This window comes from Streptomyces sp. NBC_00328, from assembly GCF_036139655.1.
Classification (GTDB): Bacteria; Actinomycetota; Actinomycetes; order Streptomycetales; family Streptomycetaceae; genus Streptomyces.
This window is the reverse complement of the sequence record NZ_CP108013.1, coordinates 522,739-539,425: the sequence shown is the minus strand read 5'-3', so window position 1 is coordinate 539,425 and position 16,687 is coordinate 522,739. Positions and strand designations below refer to the sequence as shown.

The 16,687-nt window shown below is 71.7% G+C and carries 13 protein-coding genes and 1 pseudogene; 8 read left to right on the top strand and 6 right to left on the bottom strand.

What is annotated here, in order from left to right:
• Positions 1–22 precede the first annotated feature (22 nt).
• The 5 genes from mhpA (at position 23) to OG485_RS02205 (ending at position 8,295) form a co-directional block, all read left to right on the top strand.
• On the top strand, positions 23–1,636 hold the full coding sequence (gene mhpA, locus OG485_RS02225) for a bifunctional 3-(3-hydroxy-phenyl)propionate/3-hydroxycinnamic acid hydroxylase MhpA (RefSeq protein WP_328674217.1): 1,614 nt from the start codon (positions 23–25) through the stop codon (positions 1,634–1,636).
• On the top strand, positions 1,633–3,609 hold the full coding sequence (locus OG485_RS02220) for an acetoacetate--CoA ligase (protein ID WP_328663887.1): 1,977 nt from the start codon (positions 1,633–1,635) through the stop codon (positions 3,607–3,609). The genes mhpA and OG485_RS02220 overlap by 4 nt, the downstream gene beginning before the upstream one ends.
• A 286-nt stretch (positions 3,610–3,895) precedes the next feature.
• Complete coding sequence (locus tag OG485_RS02215; RefSeq protein WP_328663885.1) at positions 3,896–4,717, top strand: SAM-dependent methyltransferase; 822 nt, start codon at positions 3,896–3,898, stop codon at positions 4,715–4,717.
• Positions 4,718–4,987: 270 nt separating this feature from the next.
• Entirely contained in the window at positions 4,988–5,803 is an 816-nt protein-coding gene (locus OG485_RS02210) for an ABC transporter ATP-binding protein (RefSeq protein ID WP_328663882.1), read from the top strand.
• Positions 5,800–8,295: an FtsX-like permease family protein gene (locus OG485_RS02205; RefSeq protein ID WP_328663880.1), complete on the top strand. Its 2,496-nt coding sequence runs from the start codon at positions 5,800–5,802 to the stop codon at positions 8,293–8,295. The genes OG485_RS02210 and OG485_RS02205 overlap by 4 nt, the downstream gene beginning before the upstream one ends.
• Before the next feature lie 710 nt (positions 8,296–9,005).
• On the opposite strand, the gene OG485_RS02195 is transcribed toward OG485_RS02205, so the two are convergent.
• Positions 9,006–9,635: a TetR/AcrR family transcriptional regulator gene (locus tag OG485_RS02195; protein ID WP_328674216.1), complete on the bottom strand. Its 630-nt coding sequence runs from the start codon at positions 9,633–9,635 to the stop codon at positions 9,006–9,008.
• A 113-nt stretch (positions 9,636–9,748) separates the two neighbouring features.
• Between OG485_RS02195 and OG485_RS02190 the strand changes: the two genes are divergently transcribed.
• Both OG485_RS02190 and OG485_RS02185 read left to right on the top strand, forming a co-directional pair.
• Positions 9,749–10,333 carry a dihydrofolate reductase family protein gene (locus OG485_RS02190; protein ID WP_328663878.1) on the top strand — a complete coding sequence of 195 codons (585 nt, stop codon included), beginning with the start codon at positions 9,749–9,751 and terminating at the stop codon, positions 10,331–10,333.
• Between the two features lie 47 nt (positions 10,334–10,380).
• Positions 10,381–10,764: pseudogene (locus OG485_RS02185) on the top strand (VOC family protein); the annotation flags it as partial.
• A 337-nt stretch (positions 10,765–11,101) separates the two neighbouring features.
• Here OG485_RS02185 and OG485_RS02180 read toward each other — a convergent pair.
• The 3 genes from OG485_RS02180 to OG485_RS02170 form a co-directional block, all read right to left on the bottom strand.
• Complete coding sequence (locus OG485_RS02180) at positions 11,102–12,607, bottom strand: FG-GAP repeat protein (RefSeq protein ID WP_328663877.1); 1,506 nt, start codon at positions 12,605–12,607, stop codon at positions 11,102–11,104.
• Positions 12,608–13,038: 431 nt separating this feature from the next.
• Complete coding sequence (locus OG485_RS02175) at positions 13,039–13,230, bottom strand: DUF6183 family protein (protein ID WP_328674215.1); 192 nt, start codon at positions 13,228–13,230, stop codon at positions 13,039–13,041.
• Between the two features lie 59 nt (positions 13,231–13,289).
• Positions 13,290–14,003, bottom strand: coding sequence for an SDR family oxidoreductase (locus OG485_RS02170; protein ID WP_328663874.1), 714 nt, complete (start codon positions 14,001–14,003; stop codon positions 13,290–13,292).
• Between the two features lie 111 nt (positions 14,004–14,114).
• Between OG485_RS02170 and OG485_RS02165 the strand changes: the two genes are divergently transcribed.
• Positions 14,115–14,942 carry a helix-turn-helix domain-containing protein gene (locus tag OG485_RS02165; protein WP_328674214.1) on the top strand — a complete coding sequence of 276 codons (828 nt, stop codon included), beginning with the start codon at positions 14,115–14,117 and terminating at the stop codon, positions 14,940–14,942.
• 500 nt (positions 14,943–15,442) lie between these two features.
• Here OG485_RS02165 and OG485_RS02160 read toward each other — a convergent pair whose 3' ends face one another.
• On the bottom strand, positions 15,443–16,276 hold the full coding sequence (locus tag OG485_RS02160; protein WP_328663871.1) for an SDR family NAD(P)-dependent oxidoreductase: 834 nt from the start codon (positions 16,274–16,276) through the stop codon (positions 15,443–15,445).
• Positions 16,273–16,485: a TetR-like C-terminal domain-containing protein gene (locus OG485_RS02155; protein WP_328663869.1), complete on the bottom strand. Its 213-nt coding sequence runs from the start codon at positions 16,483–16,485 to the stop codon at positions 16,273–16,275. The genes OG485_RS02160 and OG485_RS02155 overlap by 4 nt, the downstream gene beginning before the upstream one ends.
• Between the last annotated feature and the right edge of the window lie 202 nt (positions 16,486–16,687).

The following is a 16,687-nucleotide window of genomic DNA, read 5'->3' as shown; positions in this document are numbered from 1 at the left end:
GACGCGACGTGACCGACGTGAACTGACCCGAAACGAGCCGCACATGACCGTCGAGCACATTCCGGCCGACATACCCGTGGTGATCATCGGCGCCGGACCGGTGGGCGTGACCGCCGCCCTCCTCCTGGCCCGGCGCGGAGTCCGCACCGTCGTCCTGGAACGCCACCACGCCCCCTACCCGCTGCCACGCGCTGTCGCAGTCGACGACGAGGTCCACCGGATCCTCCAGGCCGCCGGTGTCGGTGAGGAGTTCACCGCGATCAGCCGCCCCGCCCGCGGACTGCGACTGCTGGACGCCCGGCACCGGGTGATGGCCGAGTTCCCGCGCGCGGCGCTCGGCCACCACGGCTACCCGCAGACCAGCATGTTCGACCAGCCCGAGCTGGAGCGGCTGCTGCGCGACGCCCTCACCCTGCGCCCGGAGTGCGAACTGCGCAGCGGCGCGGAAGTGACCGGCATCCACCCGGACGGCGCGGGCCCCGTCCGCGTGACCTACCGCGACGAGCACGGCGAGCACCAGCTGCGGGCGGAGGCCGTCCTGGGCTGCGACGGTGCGAACAGCATCACCCGCACCGCCATCGGCGCCGCCTGGGAGGACCTGCGCTTCGAAGAGCGCTGGACCGTCCTCGACATCCGCACCGATGCCGACGTCCGCTGCTGGGAGGGGGTCGAGCAGATCTGCGACCCCGACCGGCCGGCCACCTTCATGCGCGTCGGCGAGGACCGCTACCGCTGGGAGTTCCGCCTGAAAGACGGCCACGGGACGGTCCGTGAACTCCTCGCCCCATGGCTGCCGCCCTCGCACGAAGGAGACTTCGAGGTCGTCCGGGAGAGCCAGTACACCTTCCGGGCGCTGGTCGCCGACCGGTGGCACAGCGGACGCGTCTTCCTCCTGGGCGACGCCGCCCACCTGACTCCGCCGTTCGTCGGGCAGGGGCTGTGCTCGGGCCTGCGCGACGCCTGCAACCTCACCTGGAAACTCGCCCGCGTCCTCGAACAAGGCGCCGACGAACGGCTGCTGGACACCTACGAGAGCGAACGCAGACCGCACGCCCGGCACATGATCCGCCTCGCGGTCGCCATGGGCTGGGCCATGACCGGCGGCCAGGACGGCGCCGCCGCACTCCGCCGCAGACTCCTGGCCGCGGCCTGCCGCATACCCGGCCTGACCGCTGCGGCCGGCCGCGACCTCAGCCCCGCCCTGACCACCGGGCCGCTCGTACGACGCCGGACGCGGCCCGGCCGGCGCGGCCTCGCGGGCACCCACTGCCCGCAGCCGTGGACCGGCACCGGTACCGGCAGAACCCGTCTCGACGACCTGCTCGGCGACTCCTTCACCATCCTGACCGCCGACGCCCCGACCCCCTCGCTGATCGCCCTCGCCCACAGCCTCGGCGCCCGCCCGATCCGGGTGACCGAAGCGGGCGACGACGGCACCCTCGCCGCCTGGCTGCGCGCCGGCCGGGCGGACGCTGTCCTCCTGCGCCCCGACCGTGTCGTCCTGGACGTCATCCCCACCGGAAGCGACTCCTTCACCGACACCGCCGCCTGGGCATTCCTCCTGCACACCACACGTAGCCCCCGCCCCCACCCACGGACCGCCCGGAAGAACCCGCTGAGGAGCGCCGCCCGATGACCGTCAGCCCCGACCCGGCCCCCTTCACGACACCCGACCCGAAGGACGTCGCCGACAGCCGCATCGCCGACTTCGCCCGCCACGCAGGACTGGACGGCACCGACTACGCCGCCCTGCACCACTGGTCGGTCACCGACCTGGAAGGCTTCTGGCGTGCCGTGTGGGAGTACTTCGCCATCGACGCCGACACCCCTTACGAGCAGGTGCTCGCCGAAGAGACCATGCCCGGCGCCCGCTGGTTCACCGGAGCCACCCTCAACTACACCCACCACGCTCTGCGCAGTCTTCCCGACGACAAGAGCGCCGTCATCGCCCTGGACGAGACCGGCGCCGCCCACGAGCTGACCGGCGGTGAGCTGCGCGCGCACGTCGCCTCCGTCGCCGCCACCCTGCGCGACCTGGGCGTCCGCCCCGGCGACCGCGTCGTCGGCTACCTGCCCAACACCCCGCACGCCATCGTCGCGTTCCTGGCCGCCGCGAGCCTGGGCGCCGTCTGGTCGGTGTGCGGGCAGGACTACGCCCCCACGGCGGCCGCCGACCGGTTCGCCCAGCTGGAGCCGACCGTTCTGGTCGCCGCCGACGGCTACCTCTTCAACGGCACCACACACGACCGGCGTGACGCCGCCCTCGAACTGGCCGGCGCGCTGCCCACGCTGAAGGCCACCCTGCTCGTGGACCACGTCGGCCTGCCCTGGCCGTCCGGCGGCCTTCCCTCGCCCGTCGTCCCGTGGGAGGACGCCTCCTCCCGCTCGGAAGAACTCACCTGCACTCCCGTACCGTTCGACCACCCCCTGTGGGTCGTCTTCTCCTCCGGCACCACGGGCCTGCCCAAGGGCATCGTGCACGGCCACGGCGGCGTCCTGCTGGAGCACCTCAAAACCCTCGGGCTGCACTCCGACCTCGGTCCCGGCGACCGCCTCCTGTGGTACACCACCACCCACTGGATGATGTGGAACCTGATCGCCTCCACCCTCCTGACCGGCGCCACGACCTGTACCTACGACGGCAGCCCAGCACCCTTCGCACAGCCCGACATCCTGTGGGAACTGGCCTCCCGCCACCGCGTCACCGTCTTCGGCACCAGCCCCCAATACCTGCTGGGCATGGCCAAGTTCGGCATCGACCCCGCCGTCCACGACCTGTCGTCCGTCCGCGTGGTCGGCTGCACCGGCTCCGCCCTTCCCGCCTCCGCGTACCCCTGGGTCCGCGACCATGTCGGCGAGGGCGTCCTGCTCGCCTCCACCAGCGGCGGCACCGACATCGTCTCCGGCTTCGCCGGCAGCGCACCCAGCACTCCCATCTGGGCCGGAGAACTCTCAGCACCCAACCTCGGCGTGGCGCTGGCCGCCTACGACACCGCAGGGCTCCCCGTCACCGGCCAGGTCGGCGAACTCGTCGTCACCCGCCCCATGCCGTCCATGCCGCTGTACTTCTGGAACGACCCCGACGGCACCCGCTACCACGACGCCTACTTCACCGCCTATCCCGGCATCTGGCGCCACGGCGACTGGATCACCCTCACCCGGCACGGCTCGGTCATCGTCCACGGCCGATCCGACTCCACCCTCAACCGCAACGGCGTCCGCCTGGGCAGCGCCGACATCCACGACATCGTCGAACGCCTCCCCGAGATCACCGAAGCCCTCGTCATCGGCGCGGAAGAGCCCGACGGCGGCTACTGGATGCCGCTGTTCGTGACCCTGACGGCCGGAGCCGTACTGGACGACGACCTGCGCAAGCAGATCAAGGACGCGATCCGCAGCGGCATCTCACCCCGGCACGTCCCCGACGAGATCATCGAAGTGCCGGGCATCCTGCACACCCGCACCGGCAAGAAGCTGGAAGTCCCCGTCAAACGCCTCCTGCAGGGCGCCCCGGCCGAAGAAGTCGTCAACCCGGCCACGGTCGACGCTCCCGACCTCATCGACTACTACGCCCGCCTGGGCACCGAACGCAGAGACCGATGGGCATGACTCGACCGGATCACCCGGCCCGGCTACGAGCACCTGGAGAGCGGCTGGACCCGCCTGTCCAGCGGCGTGGTCATGGTCAGCCGACAAGCCGCCGCGGCACGGGCCTTCGTCGAACGCCCCGGTGTCGGCACCGAGCTCAGCCCCTGTCCGCCGCTGGGCTCGATCCCGTACCGTACCCGGGCTGAAGAGAAGCACAAGGTGCCAGACACCGCGGGGGCACCCCGCGGCCGGTTCGATCGTCCGAAGTGCTGGGCAGCGGGATCTCGCGCAGGGGAGGATGGTCGTCATGACGAGCGAAGGCACCTCGATCGACGCAACCAAGCCCAGTATCGCGCGTGTTTACGACTATCTGCTGGGCGGCAAGGACAACTACGCCGTGGACCGGGAGATCGGCGACGTGTTCAAACGCGACCTTCCCGGCTCGGTGGCGATCGCCTTCGCCAACCGCTCAGCGTTGACCCGGGCGGTCGCGGAGATCGCCACGACCACCGACATAACCCAGTTCATCGATCTCGGCAGTGGTCTGCCGACCGCGGACAACGTGCACCAGGTCGCGCAACGCCATACCCCGGAGTCCCGGGTGGTGTACGTCGACATCGACCCTCAAGTGCTCGTCCACGGGCGTGCCTTGCTGGAGGAGAACGACCGGACCCGGGTCGTCGAGGCCGATGTCCGTGACCCCGAGGCCGTCTACAACCACCCCGAGACCCGGGAAATGATCGACTTCGAACGCCCGGTCGCCGTCGTGTTCAGTGCCATCCTCCACCACGTCAACGACGAGGAGGACCCTGCCGCGATCGTCCGCTACTGGCGCGACCGCGTGCCCTCCGGAAGCTGCTTCTTCGTCAGCCACTTCCGTTCCGGCAACAACCCGGAGACGGCCGAGGCGGAGAAGGTCCTCCAGCAGACGTTCGGCCGCGGCCGCTGGCGCACCGACGAGGAGATCGCCTCCCTGCTGGACGGTCTGCAGATCCTCGATCCGGGAGTCGTCCCCGCCTCCCTGTGGCGCCCCGCGGCGGTCGGCGAGCAGCCGTGGGGCGACGGCGGGGAGAGGGAACTCACCGTCTGGGAACACCTCATCGCCGCCGGGATGGCCCGCAAGGCCTGACGGCCGTCAGGAAGTGGGCCTCTACGGCGAGGCGGGCCCCTGCGGCGAAGCGGCCCGCAAGCCGTGCCCCCGCAGTCCCGCCCATCGGCCGTTCCGGCGGGACGGGGTGCGCCCTGTCGGTCCGACGCCCAGGTGCACGGCAGCAGCCGCGTCGTCACCCGGTTTCGGGTTAACCCCACCACCGATCCGCCAGCAGCCGCCATGGTCCGCGGTGACAGCGATCCGTAGCTTCGAGGTATCGCTACGCGAAGATCGTGAGAGGGCGGAACATTGAGGCTGCGCGGGAACAAGCGCCGGAAGACGGACAACCGGCCGGAGCCTCAGGGCACGTCCGGTCTCGCTGTCGAACTGCGGGGCGTCCGGCGGCAGTACGGCCGCGGCAAGGGCGCCGTACACGCCCTCGGCGGCGTCGATCTCGTCCTGTCCCGCGGTACCTTCACCGCCGTCATGGGCCCGTCCGGCTCCGGCAAGTCCACGTTCCTCCAGTGCGCCGCCGGCCTCGACCGGCCGTCGGCCGGGTCCGTGCGCCTCGGCGGTACGGAGATCACCGGCATGCGTGAGAACCGGCTCACCGAACTGCGCCGCAGCCGCCTCGGCTTCGTCTTCCAGGCGTTCAACCTGCTGCCGTCCCTCACCGTCGAGGAGAACGTGCTGCTCCCGATGCGTCTGGCCGGACAGCGCCGGGACCGCCGCCGCGCCGCCCAGGTGCTGGCGCAGGTCGGGCTCGCCGACAAGGCCGGGCGTCGGCCCGGCGAGCTCTCCGGCGGCCAGCAGCAGCGCGTCGCCATCGCCCGCGCGCTGGTCGCCCGCCCAGACGTGATCTTCGCCGACGAGCCCACCGGCGCCCTGGACTCCACCACGGCCGCCGAGGTCCTCGGCCTGCTCCGGCACGCCGTGGACACCCTCGGCGCCACCGTCGTCATGGTCACCCACGACCCCGCCGCGGCGGCCTGGGCCGACCGCGTGCTGTTCCTCGCGGACGGCGTCTTCGCCGGCGGCCTCGACCGTGGTTCGCCGGAGCGGATCGCGGCGCGGATGGCCGCCCTGACCTCCCGGACCGGCGCGATGGCGAGGGCCGCGGCGTGAGGAGCTTCGCCCCCAACGGCCTGGCCCGCGCGGCCGTGCGCTTCGAACCCGCCTCGTTCGCGGGCACGTTCATCGCGCTGATGATGTCGGCGCTGATCGTCTCCGCCTGCGGAATCCTCCTGGAGACGGGTGCCCGTGCCTCGGTGCCGGCGGAGCGCTACGCGAGGGCGCCGGTCCTCGTGGCGGCCGACCAGTACGCCCACCTGGTCACGGGCAGCGGAGACAGCCGGTCGGACTCCCCGGCACCGCTGCCGGACACGGCGCGCGTGGACAGCGCCCTGGCGCGCAAGGCGGCCCGCGTGCCCGGCGTGAAGGCGGCGGTGCAGGACTTCGCGTTCCCGGTGCGCCAGGGCGACGGCACGCTGACCGGGCACGGCTGGGGATCGCACGCCTTCACCGGTGCGGCGCTCGTCTCCGGGGCCGCGCCCCGTACCGGCGAGGTCGTGCTCGACGCCCGGGCCGCGAGGACCGCGGAGGCCGCCATCGGCGACACGGTCGCGCTCGAAGCCGCCACCGGGCGTGCCGACTTCAGAATCTCCGGGCTGGCGAAAGCCGGATCCGGCGATGTGACCAGGGCCGCCACAGGCTGGTTCGCCGACGCGCAGGCCCCAGCTCTCGCCGGGCATCCGGGCAAGGCCGACGCGATCGCCGTACTGGTGAGGCCCGGAGCGGACACCCACGCCCTTGCCGCCGACGTGAAAAGGGCGCTCGCCGGCTCCGGCGCCGAGGTGTACACCGGCGAGGACCGTGGCGCCGTGGAGGAGCGCGGCCTCGGGTACGCGAAGGAGACGCTCACCGGCCTCGGCGGCTCCTTCGGCGGGATCGCCGCCGTGGTCGCCGTCTTCACCGCGGCCGGCACGGTCGCGCTGTCCGTCGCCCAGCGCGCCCGGGAATTCGCGCTGCTGCGCGCCATCGGGGCCACCCCGCGGCAGATCCGCCGCGCGGTCGCCGCCGAGGCGCTGCTCATCGCGCCCGCCGCGGGGCTGGTCGGCTGCCTGCCCGGGGTCGGCCTAGCGCACTGGTGGTTCGGGCAGCTGAAGGACCGCGGCGCCGTCCCGCAGGCCGTGAACCTGCACGTGTCCTTCATCCCGCTCGTCGTCGCCGTCGGCGTCGGACTGCTGACCGCGCTCGCGTCCGGCTGGGCCGCCGGCCGCAGGCCCGCGAAGATCAAACCGGGACAGGCGCTCACCGAGGCGTCGGTGGAGCGCCTGCGGCCCGGTGCGGTCCGTACCGGGCTGGGCGTCGGCGCCCTCACCGGGGGCGGGTTCCTCACCGGCCTCGCCGCCCGTTCGGCCGGGGACGACGCCGCCAACGCCGCCCTCGGCGTCGTCATGCTCTTCATGCTCGCCGTCGCGCTCCTCGGCCCTCTGGTGGCGCGGCTGTGTGCCACGCTGTTCTCACTGGCCCTGCGTGAGGGCAGCGCCGCGGCCTCCCTCGCGGCCGCCAACTCCCGTACGAACGCCCGGCGGCTGGCATCCGCGATCACCCCGATCGTGCTGGCCATGGCCTTCGCGTCAACGCTCGTCTTCATGCACACGAGCGAGAGTCACGTCGCCGCGCAGCAGCTGCGCGCCGGCGTCACCGCGGACCACGTGGTCACGGATCCGGCCGGACTGCCCGCCGACGCGGTCACCCGGGCCGCCCGGGTGACCGGTGTCGACGTGGCCGTGGGCCTGCTCGACACGCAGGTACTCGTGCCGGTCGGCTCCGGAGGCGACCGATGGCTCCAGGGCGCGGCGACCCAGGGCATCTCCGGCTCCGGCGCGCAGCTCGCGAAGGTCCAGGACCTCGACGTGCTCAGCGGCAGCCTGGACCGGGTCGAAAGAGGCCGGATCGCCATCGACAGGACGCTCGCCACGTCGGCGAAGGTCGAGATCGGCGACAGGCTGCCGCTCCACCTCCCGGACGGCACCAGGATCAGCCCCGAAGTCGTCGCCGTCTACGGCCGCGGCCTCGGTCTCGCGACGGTGACCATGGACCGGGCCACTCTGGCCGCCCACGTCACGTCGGGCTTCGACAGCACGCTGCTGGTACGGGGCGGCGACGCCCGATTCCTGGCTCCCCTTGGCAAGGTCACCGACGCTTCCGGCTACGCCGTCGGGCAGGACGCCGAGCGCGAGCTCAACGCCTGGGCCAACTACACGATGGCCGGTGTCCTCGGTGGCTTCGCGGCCGTCGCCTCCGCCAACACACTCGTGACGACCGTCCTCGCCCGACGCCGCGAACTGGGCATGCTCCGCCTCGTGGGCGCCACCCGGCTCCAGGTGATGCGGATGCTCCGCTGGGAGGGTCTGCTGGTGGCCGTGGCGGGCGTGGTCCTGGGCACGGCCATCGCCGCGGCCACGCTCGTCCCGATGATGCGCGGCCTGACGGGGGAGTCCCCGTACGTACCACCGCTGGTGTACGGGGCGTTCGCCGCGGCCGCCGTGGGCCTCGGCCTGCTCGCCGTCAGCCTCCCCGCTCGCGCCGTACTGCGTGATGGGCGGGCCTGAGGCCAGAGGAGGGTGACCTGTGCGGGCACCGGTGATCCGGTGGTGTCCAATGGCGCCTGCACAGTGATTCGGGGGAGTCAGGGGCAGCCTGATGGAGGGGCTGAAACCGACCGATCCCGAGCAGGCGGGCCGGTACCGCATCGCGGGCTTGCCGGGGGCCGGCGGGATGGGCCGCGTGTACATGGGCCGTTCGCCCAGCGGGAGGCTGGTCGCGGTCAAGGTGGTGCGGCCGGAACTGGCCGACGATCCCGGGTTCCGGCGCAGTTCGCCCGGGAGGTGGCGGCCGCCCGGAAGGTCACCGGATTCTTCATGGCCGCGGTGGTGGACGCCGATCCCGATGGGTCACCCCCGTGGCCGGCGACCGCCTACGTGCCGGGCATGGCGCTGGACCAGGCGGTCGCCGCGCGTGGTCCCTGGCCTGTGGCCTCGGTGTTCGCGCTCGGCGCGGTGCTGACCTGCGCGGCCACCGGCACCGGTTCGTTCGGAACCGGCTCCGCGCAGTCGCCGGACTGTACGGCCCACTTCCTCGACAGACACCCCGCGGTGCGGGAGTCTCCCGGCCGGTGCCCGGAGGGCGGCGGGCTGCCGCGCCGCCCGCCCAGGGCCCATGAGCTACCGGGGCGCGGTCGGCCGTGCCGGTTCAGGGGCAGGAGTTCCTGTCAGGAGTTCTTGGCCGTGGCCCGTCGCGCGATCCCGGGCGTGCGGCGAGGTCACCGGGCCGTGGCGGTGGGGTGGTTGCCCAGGGCGGCACCAAGGAGGCTGCGGAGGTGGTCGGCCTCCGGGAGCAGGGTGGCCTCGATCTGGTCGTCGGTGCGGCCGGCCAGGGTGAGTTCCTGGATGCGCCGGAACAGCAGGCGGTCCGCGGCGGCGATCAGGGCGGCGGCGGCCCGGGGCGCGATGGCCGGGGCGGGGTCCGGGGCGGCGGCCGTCAGCGCTGCGGCGAGTGCCGCCTCCCGCTGGTCGTGCAGTTCGCGCAGCCGGGCGGTGAGGGTGGGGCTGTCGGCGACCATGCGGGCGAAAGCGGGGCCGGTGAAGCCGACCACGGGGTTGTGTTCCAGCAGGGCGGCGCGGAAGGTCCGGCCCAGGGCGGCGAGCGGCTCCTCGTCGGGCCCGCGCTCGGCGACGACCCGGGCCAGGCCCTGGGCGAACGCCTCGTGGTGGTCGAGGGCCAGGTCTTCCTTGCGGGTGAAGTAGTTGGTCACCGTCTTCTTGGCCACCCGGGCCGCGGCGGCGATCTCGGCGATGGTGGTCTGCTCGAAGCCCTGCTCGATGAAGAGCCTGGTCGCGCAGTCGGAGATCAGCTGCCTGGTCTCCTGCTTCTTGGACTCACGGAGTCCCATCTCGGTAGCCATGGAGCAATCTTACATCCGTCGTAAAATTATACTTGACCTATCAGTTGGCCCGTGGCTAAAGTTATGTCCGTCGCAAAATTAGCCCGAGTGAACGGAACTGGATGCGCAAGCTCACCTACTTCGTCGGCGCCACCATCGACGGCTTCATCGCCGCCCCTGACGGTGACTTCGACTTCTTCACCCCGTACCTCACCGAGGACTACCTCCCGCACCTGGTCGGCGAGTACGCGGACTGCCTCCCGAGCCCGGGCCGCGCTGCCCTCGGCGTCGCGGACGTACCCAATACCCGCTTCGACACCGTGCTCATGGGTCGCGGCACGTATGCCCCGGGTCTGGCCGTCGGCCTCACCAGCCCCTACCCCCACCTGCGGCAGATCGTGTTCTCCCGCTCGCTCACCACCAGCCCGGACCCGGCCGTCGAGGTCACCGGCGAGGACCCGGCCGCCCTGGTCCGCAAGCTCAAGCAGCAGGACGGGCTCGGCATCTGGCTCTGCGGCGGCGCCGACCTGGCCGGCCGGCTGCTCCCCGAGATCGACGAGTTGATCGTCAAGCAGTACCCGGTCGTGACCGGCACCGGCATCCCGCTGTTCCGCGCCGGCTTCTCGCCGCGCGCCTTCCGGCTCACCGACAGCCGCGTGTTCGAGAGCGGCACCCTCGTCCTCACCTACACGAAGGCCGCCGACTAGACCGGCACCCTTCGCCCACGCCACGCCCGAACCAGCCAGGAGCTGCTCTGAACGTCACCACCACCACCCTGTCCCTCACCGTCGCCGACGTGGACGCCTCACGCGAGTTCTTCTGTACGCACCTCGGCTACCAGGTCGCCATGGCCGCCGACGGCTTCGCGTCCCTGACCCGCGGCGACGCCGCCGCCGACATCGTGCTGCTCCGCCGTGGCACCGAGGTGCTCCCGCCCGAACAGCGGGACCGGCAGGCCGGCGGCCTGATCCTCGCGCTCACCGTCATCGGCCTCGCCGCCGAGGAGCGCCGCCTGCGCGAGGCCGGCGCCCCGATCACCATGCCGCTGCGCGAAGAGCCGTGGGGCGAGCGACTGTTCCAGCTGACCGACCCGAACGGAGTCGTCGTCCAGCTCGTCGAATGGGCCACCCCCGACGAACCCGCGCAGACCGAGGAGCCCGCCATGCACGTGGTCAGCCCCGACGCCAAGAACGTCACCGAGTCCCCGAACGCCCGGATGACCGGTCTGGCCGCTCCCAGCCAGGGCAGCTCCGAACTCGGCACCTAGACCGTCGCGATGGAGGCCGACCGCAGGCCCTTTCCCTGGACCGTCCGACATGGTCGAGGACGAAGTCGCCGACCACGGCGTCGAACGCGTCGAACCTGCACGGACCAACGGGCCGGTGCATGCCTCGTACCGGCCCGTAAGGTGGGAACAGGAAGGGTGAGTTCTGGCGCGAAATCCGGTGAACTCCCGGGCTTCCCTGGGATTTCCGCTACTCGTCGATCGCCGCGCCGAACCGCGCGTCGGCCGCTGTTGCTCCGAGGCGCGCCCCGTCATAGGTCCACGAATCCGTCGCGGTGAGTCCCGAGGACGACGCGGGAAGGACCCATACGAAACCGTCGTCCGTGTTCTCACCCGGTGCCGCCGCCAGCAGACCGAAGCGGCCGTCATGGTTGGCGTCGATCAACCGCACCTGGCCGCCCCAGCGGTCCGAGGCCTCCGCCGCTCCGGGAACGCCGGAGGAGTTCTGATCGAAACTGCGCACCCCCGTCGCCGTCAGCCCGCCCGGTGCGCCACGCAACGTCCAGACGGCACCCGCGTCGGACACGGAACCCACGTCCTCCCCGGGTGCCCCGATGGCGAGATCCGGGCGGCCGTCGCCGTCGGTGTCACCGGAGGACAGCTCGGCACCCCACCGGTCGCCCGCTTCGGCCGTACCGGGCACGCCGGGGGAGTCCTGGGTCCATGTCTGGGCCGGGGTCGGGTCGAGGCCCGACAGGTCGCCCTTGCCCAGGTAGACGGAGACGGACCCGCCGACGGGTGAGCCGACCCCCGTGTCGCCGATGGCCAGGTCGTCCTGGCCGTCGTGGTTGAAGTCGCTGGAGACGACCGCGGGACCACCTTCGAACGCGCCGCCGTCGCCCAGCGCCTCGACGTCTGGTGCGCCATGGAGCACCTGGGTGGCGCCGATGCCAGGCCGGTCGCCGGTGGTCACACCAGAGATCGCCAGGTCGGCCCAGGAGTCCTCGTTGTAGTTGCCGTGGCTGAGGCTCCGGAAGGCGAAGCCGGTCTCCAGCGGGCTCACGTCCCGGGCACGGACTCCCGTGTCCACCGCCCTCAGCTGCCGGACAGCAGCCGCCGTCGGCGCGGAGGTGAAGAACAGCAGCGTGTCGTTCTCCAGGACGGCGACGCTGTCGCGCGGACTGGCGTCCGGGTCTGCCGGGTCCGGGGCGAAGTACCGGGCCGCTTCGATGGCCAGACCGAACCTGGCGCCGGCCCGCGGTTGGCCGGTGTCCTCGAGCCAGGTGCTGTCGGACCCGTGAAGCCCGCTCGGCGAGCCCCAGAAGACGACGGCACCGCCCGCGTCGGACACTCCGGCCAGATCTTCGGCGGGGATGCCGACGATCGCGTCGTCGTAGCCGTCGTTGTCCAGGTCACCTGAGGCCACGGCGCTGCCGAAGCCGTCGCCGGCCTCGGAGGCGCCCGGAACGCCCGAGGTGTTCTGGTGAAGGACGCTCTTCTTGGTGGTGCTGAGACCGCTCGACGAGCTGTACTGCACGGAGACGTAGCCCGCGGCCTTGGCACCGCTCACCGTGGCGCCCGGGGCGCCGATCAGCACGTCGTCGAACCCGTTGCCGTCGAAGTCGCAGTTGTGCTGCTGCCAGCCGATGGACGGGAAGGGCGCCACGGCCTGTGCCGCGGGGGCCGCGATCATCGCGCCGCCACCGAGGGCGAACACTGCCGCGGCTGTCAGGGCCGCGCTGGTGATGTGACGCACGGGAGCCAACCTCCTTGAGTTTCTGGACTGCCTGCGGCGTCCTGCTCGGCCGAGGTGGAGGGGTCGGATGGGGCCTGGGGGCGGTGCAGGTACGCAGTCGGCCGCTCACCGGCGACACCGCCGAACAGAAAGCGGTGGGTGCTGGTGGTCGTAGAGGCCCGGAACGACGTCGTGCCCGCCACGAAGCGGCATGAAGTCATGCAAGGCCCCCTGGTCCGACAGTGCGGGTGAGAGCGACGCCCTCTTCCGCTCACCCAGAAGACACCCGAAGTTCGTCCATGGTTGTACTCGGCGCGCGGGTCAGTCGTCCGGTGCAGGGCCGCCGCACTCGCCCGCAGGGCTGGACCCACGCGGCCATAGCCACGGACAACTACAAGGACCGGCTCGGCATTTCGTTCCGCAACCGGTTCTCCGGAGTGACCGCGGGCGCCTCAGTCGGTATCGGTCGCGGCAAGGACGGCCAGGCGCCTGCCGTCGGGGGAGAGCACGGCCAGGCCGATGTCCCGGGCCACGTGCTCGAACCACTTCGTGCCGGCGTCAAAGCCATGCCATGCGCAGGCCGTCACCTGTACCTCGACCTCTGCGGCACCGGCGCTTTCGGGGCATCCGGCGAGGGCGGACAGGGATCGTTCCCCGCGAGGAGCGGGTGAGCGGCGCTGGTGCCGGGCATCTGGGTACCGGATCAGGTGATGCGGTGTCCTCCATCGACGTGCAGGACGGTCCCGGTGATGAATCCGTTGTGTATCACCGACAAGAATGCCTGGGCGATGTCGTCGGGGGTGCCGACGCGGCGGGCCGGGAGTCGCGCGGCCAGCTCCGCGAAGGCTGCTTGTTTGTCCATGCCGAGTTGGTCCCAGATGGGGGTGTCCACCCAGCCGGGGGAGATGACGTTCACTCGCACGGGGGCCAGTTCGATCGCCAGCCCGTACGCCAGTGACGCGAGCGCGCCGTTGGCCGCGGCCATGATTGTGTTCGACCCGTTCGGCCGGTACGCATTAATGCCCGAGGTATAGGTGATCGAGCCGGTGACTCGTCCGGCCGCGTGCTTGCCGACCAGCCAGGCACCGAGCAGCTTGGTTTCCACGATGGCCCGTGCGGTCGCGGTGGCGACGTCGGCGGTCCGGCCGTACACGCCGGTCGCGTCCGCAGCGGTGACCGCCACGTGCTCCACGCGTTCCACCTGGGCGAACAGTTCGGCCACGTCCTCCTCCCGCCCCATGTCGGCCGCGATCGCGCTGATCTTCCCGTGACCGGGGCGTTCCAGTTCCGCCCGGGCCGTCGCGAGCCGGTCCGCGGATCGGCCGACGATCGTCACATTCATGTCCTTGGCAAGCAGAGTCCGGGCCAGGGCAAGGCCCATGCCGGAGCCGCCACCGATGATGATCGCGTCAGTCATGATGCGAGGCTGCGCCGCCGGGCCGGTTCCGGGAAGGCCGTGTGATTCCTGGGTGTGACACGGCCACCCAGGAACGCATCGGCCGGTGGCAGACTCGACGCCGTGAACGCGATGGCCAAGTTCCTTCGGATCCGGCGCGGGCGGATCGGCCCGGCCGACGTCGGGCTGCCCACCGGGCCGGGCGCCCGGCGCACACCCGGGCTGCGCCGCGAGGAGTTGGCGGCGCTGGCAGGCGTGAGCGTGGACTACTACGTCCGGATCGAGCAGGGGCGGGAGACCGCGCCCAGCGACGCGGTACTGGGCGCGCTGGCCCGGGTCCTGCGGTTCACCGCCGACGAGCACGCCCACCTGCTCGGCCTCGCCGACCAGGTCGCCGGGCGGGCACCGCGCCGCGGGCCCGCAGACCCGCGACCAGCCAGCCCTGGCCTGCGGCTGCTGCTGGAGTCGGTCCGGCCCAGCCCGGCGTACGTACTCGACGACGTCAACGACGTGCTGGCCTCGAACCCGGAGGGCCTTGCGCTGATGCCCGGGCTCAGCGACTGGCCGCCCGCACAGCGCAACACGATCCGGTACACCTTCCTGCACGCGGCCGCGCGCACCCTTTTCGCCGACTGGGACCGGGTGGCACGTAACAGCGTCGCGCACCTGCACACCGCCGAACTGACCGCCCCGGAGCGGACTGCCGCGCTGGTCGCCGAACTGGCGGCGGCCAGCGGCGAGTTCGCCGCACTGTGGCGCCGGCACGAGGTATGGGTCAAGCGCGCCGGCGAGACCGCGTTCCGGCACCCGGTGATCGGCCCGATCACCCTCGCCAACGAGGTGCTCAGCCCTGCCGGCGAGGGCCAGCGCATGCTGATCTACCAGGCCCCTCCCGGCACGGTCGAGCACGACTCCCTGGTCCTGCTGGCAATGACCACCGAGGACGCGGGAACCCCGTGAACTCGCAGTCGAAGACGTGATCTGACGAGCAGCAGCCGCTGGTACCGCGGCTGACCGGCCGTGTGGCACCGCGCATACGAAAAGCCCCGGCGCTACCGAGACTCTCAGCTTGTTCTTTATCTACCGTCAGCCGGTCAGACGCCGTCTGGAACCTTCCGACCCCGTCCTACGACGCTGACGGTAGATAAAGAACAAGCTCAGGATGCCGCAGGTCGGCGCTGGCCATGGGCGGTAGGTCTACCAGGGCGTCCATCGTGGCGGGGCCAGAACCAAGTCCGGCCCCGGGCCCGCGCCGACCTGGGCCACGGCGACTCCGAACACGCCGCCGCGCGGCTGGCCTCGCTCGTTCCTCAAGGCGATCGGACGGGCTGCGGGAACGGGCATGCAGGCAGGCCGATCACGAGAAGTGGATCACGACGGGCCGTCATCTGCGGCCCTTTGGTCCTGCGGGCATCGGGCAGGTTGGCGGCCTTGGCCATGGCCTTCCACTCCAGCGGCACTCAATGCAGGGGGCTCTCGGCTTTGGTGAGTTGCAGGCTCGCCTGCCACAGGCGCAGTCGGGCCTCGCTGTCGTATGCCTGGGAATGAGCGCGTGCGTCGCGGGTGCGGTCGTAGAAGCGTCCGGTGGTACCGGCGAGTGCCGGGTCGGTGACGAGCCGGCGGGCGGCGGTCACTCCCTCTTCCAGGGTGTCGATGCTGTGTCCGGTCTCGGCGAGGACGATCTTGGTCGGCATATAGGTTGCGGGGTGCAGGCTGTTGACCGTGACCTCGTCGGCGGACAGGCGTGCGGCGAGTTCGAAGCCGGACATGATCTGGGCGAGCTTGCTCTGACCGTAGGCTCGGATGCCGTCGTAGTCGTGCTCCAGCATCAGATTCTCGAAGTCGAGCGGGTGCTGGCCGATGGAAGCGACGTTGACGATGCGGGCCGGCGCCGACGCCCGCAGCAGCGGCAGGAGTTCGAGGGTGAGCAGGAAGCCGGCGAGGTGGTTGACGGCGAAGCGCAGCTCGTGGCCGTCGGCGCTGGTGCGGCGGGTGCGGCCGTCCGGTTGCCCGCCGCCGATGCCGGCGTTGTTCACCAGGACGTCGAGTCGGTCCACCGATGCGCGAATCTCAGCGGCCATACGGCGGACCTGGTCGAGGTCGGCGAAGTCCGCGGTCACAGTCCGGGGCCTGGACACGCCGCGGGCCGCGAACCGGTCTGCGATGCGGTCGAGTTTGGCCTGGTTGCGGCCGTGCAGGATCAGGTCGGTGCCGTCGGCTGCCAGGTGTTCGGCCAGGGCCAGGCCGAGGCCGTCGGTGGCGCCGGTGATGAGGATGGTGCGGGAAAGGCTCATTGCTCGTCTCCCAGGTCGATCGCTGTGTTGGCCGAGGGTTGCGCAGCCTGCGTGAGGGTGGCCGTGAGGTCCTCGACGAGGTCGTCGCCCATGGGCCGGCGCGTGGCCAGGAGGCGATACCACAAGGTGCCGAACACGATGTCCAGGACGGTGGACGCAGCAGGACGGGGCGGCAGGTCGCCCCGTGTCCGGGCCCGATCGAGGACCACCTGGAGCGCGTCACGCCGACGCTGCAGAAAGGCACCGCCATCGAGACCGACGGGGCACTTCGGCGATCTCGGAGGTGGCAGGCCGACGTCGAGCGCGGCGTTGATGCGTACTTCGAACTCGATCCCGCAGCTGCCGAGCGCGGCGAGCCGGGGTGATCAGCGGCCAGTCGCGCAGCAACCATTGTCATAGGCAGGACCGAAT